Source organism: Pelagibius sp. Alg239-R121, from assembly GCF_947331435.1.
Lineage (GTDB): Bacteria > Pseudomonadota > Alphaproteobacteria > Kiloniellales > Kiloniellaceae > Denitrobaculum.
The window spans coordinates 1-1518 of sequence record NZ_CAMZOF010000042.1; the positions used below are offsets into that span (position 1 = coordinate 1).

A 1518-nucleotide genomic window follows, 5' to 3' on the forward strand; every position below is an offset into this window, starting at 1 on the left:
GTCCGGATACCGTTGAAAAAGTCGCTTCTGGTGATGACTTGATTGTATAGGCGCGTTGGCCCGTTTCGCTTTTCATGCGTTGTTCGGCACCAGCTTGGCCAGTTTGCGGAGGTTTTGGACCGTTGCGGCTAGGATGAACTCGTCTTTCGCTCCATTCGGCCCTCTCAGACGCAGGCGGTCGAGCCTTAGGATGCGCTTGAGGTGGGCAAACAGCATCTCGACCTTTTTACGGGCATAACTGGCGGTCACATAGGCGTCGGTTTTGGTGATGTCACGCGCCATGTTCCGTGCGCTCTCGTGGATGGAACGCAAGACCTTGCGGGCTGGCTCCTTGGGGCAGCATTGCTGTTTCAGTGAGCAGCTATCGCAATCCTTCTTGCTGGCGCGATAGCGCATGAGGCCTTCTTTATCGACGCCTGATCTTGGCTTCTTGTAGGTGCGCCTGAACTGCACCAGCTGTTTGCCGCTGGGACAGGTATAGCTGTCACTGTCGTGGTCGTAGATGAAATCGCCACGCGAGAAGGTGCCGTCCCTTCGTTCCGACTTGTCGATGACCGGGATATATGGCTCGATCCCTTCTTCCTCGACCAACCAACCCAGCATGGGCGCTGAACCGTATGCGGTGTCGGCCACCAGTTTCTCAGGATACAAGCCAAAGCGATCTCTGGTTCGCAGGATCATATTCTTGGTGATCTCGACCTCCGCCTGCCGAATCGGAGCAGTCGCATCCACGTCCACAATCACGGCATGGTCCAGATCGACCAGATAGTTGGTGGAATAGGCAAAGAACGGCCTGTCGCCATTGGCGCCGGTATAGCGGGCTGCCGGATCAGCCGGAGAAATGGCCTTGGGCCGCACCGGCGTCGAACCGCCAAAAGCCGCATCATCGAGCGTATCGAGATATTCCTGCGTGGCCCGTGAGGCCTGCTCAGGCACTGACCAGTCGGCCATCTCGATCTTGGTGTAGCGGCTAGCATCCGCCTTGATGAGTGATGCATCGACACCAAAATCATCGCCACCGACCAAGCCTTCCACGATACAGCGCGTCAGAACTGTGTTGAATAGGTGACGGAACAAATTGCTCTCACGGAACCTGCCGTGCCGGTTCTTGGAGAATGTCGAGTGATCGGGGACCGGATCGTTCAAATCCAAGCGGCAAAACCAGCGATAGGCGAGGTTCAGATAAACCTCTTCGCAAAGTCGCCGCTCAGATCGAATGCCCATGCAATAGCCGACCAGCAGCATTCGGATCATCAGTTCAGGATCGATAGAAGGGCGACCGGTAGAGCTGTAATAAGGCGCCAAAATTGAACGGATGTCGGAGAGGTCCACAAACCGATCAATCTGGCGCAGCAAATGATTGGCAGGCACATGCGCATCCAGATTGAACTCATAGAACAGAGCTGCTTGCACCACCTGCCTCGGTCCCAACATCGCCATCAGCCTCCCAAATCATTAGGAGAACTGAATCATTGACCGAAGCGGCGATCAAGAGGCCTTTTTCAACATCATCTCCGC

The 1518-nt window shown here is 55.6% G+C and carries 1 protein-coding gene; it reads right to left on the bottom strand.

Annotated elements, in window-relative coordinates:
• Positions 1-72: 72 nt before the first annotated feature.
• Positions 73-1434: an IS1182 family transposase gene (locus tag QMZ18_RS36865; RefSeq protein ID WP_282611435.1), complete on the bottom strand. Its 1362-nt coding sequence runs from the start codon at positions 1432-1434 to the stop codon at positions 73-75.
• Between the last annotated feature and the right edge of the window lie 84 nt (positions 1435-1518).

Excerpts from the sequence above, each read along its gene's own strand:
- QMZ18_RS36865 (WP_282611435.1), bottom strand. The coding sequence starts at position 1,434 with ATGTTGGGACCGAGGCAGGTGGTGCAAGCAGCTCTGTTCTATGAGTTC.